This window comes from Falsiroseomonas oryziterrae (assembly GCF_021864505.1).
GTDB lineage: Bacteria > Pseudomonadota > Alphaproteobacteria > Acetobacterales > Acetobacteraceae > Falsiroseomonas > Falsiroseomonas oryziterrae.
This window is the reverse complement of the sequence record NZ_JAKJIB010000639.1, coordinates 1-906: the sequence shown is the minus strand read 5'-3', so window position 1 is coordinate 906 and position 906 is coordinate 1. Positions and strand designations below refer to the sequence as shown.

Below are 906 nucleotides of genomic sequence, written 5' to 3'. Positions count from 1 at the left end.
CCGCGGTTGCATCGCGTGGTCCCGGCCGAAAGTGCGGCTGCGATGCGGCGGATGCTGGAAGCGGCGGTGGCGCGCGGCACCGGGCGTGCCGCCCAGCCGCCCGGCGGCCGCCCCGTCGGTGGCAAGACCGGGACCACGCAGGATTTTCGCGACGCCTGGTTCGTGGGGTTCTCGGGCCCCCTCGTCATCGGCGTGTGGCTGGGCAACGATGACGGCTCTGCGATGTTTGAGGTGCGCGGCGGCACCCTGCCCGCGCGCCTCGCCCGAGAGATCCTGGAAGGCCTGGCCGAGCCGCGCGCCGCGGCCGGGGGATGAAGGAGTGCGACTTGGACACTGAGCCGTCCCGCTCCGGCGCCATGTCGGGTTCCGACCTTGTCCGGCTTCGCCACGACCGGCTGCGACGCACGGCGCCGGCGGTGCAGCACGAGGTGAACAACGCCCTGATGGTGCTCACCTCGAATCTCGAGTTGCTCGGCCGCAGCGCGCCGGAAGGTCCGGCCCGGCGCCAGCTCGACCGCGCGCAGGAAGCCGTGCGCCGCATGGAGACGACGGTGCGGGGCTTCCTGGATGCCGCGCGGCGCGAGGCGGAGGACCAGGCCGTCGTCGCGCCCGACTTGGCGCTGCGCCAGGCGCTCCCGCTGCTGCGCGTCGTCCTCGGCGCGCGGTTCGGAATCGAGATGGAGGCGGGGGCGGAGGCGGCGCCGGTGCATCTCGACCGCGCTCGGCTGGATCTCGCGCTGCTCAGTCTCGTGCGCGATGCCGCGGCGCGGATGCAGCCCGGCGCGCGGATCGTCGCGCGCGTCGAGAACCGGGATGGCGAGGTGGCGCTCCACCTGGCCCTGCCGCCCGGCGCCGCCCCGGAAGGCGAGACCGCGATGCTGCTCGCCGAAGCCGCCGGCGCGACCG

At 74.9% G+C, this 906-nt stretch carries 2 protein-coding genes; both read left to right on the top strand.

Translation table 11 applies throughout. The features are described from left to right. A partial coding sequence (locus L2I40_RS23800) for a penicillin-binding transpeptidase domain-containing protein (protein ID WP_272911017.1) occupies positions 1-315 on the top strand: 315 nt, incomplete at its 5' end. A gap of 11 nt (positions 316-326) precedes the next feature. Then, on the top strand, positions 327-906 hold a 580-nt coding region (locus L2I40_RS23795), incomplete at its 3' end, for a histidine kinase dimerization/phospho-acceptor domain-containing protein (RefSeq protein WP_237217818.1).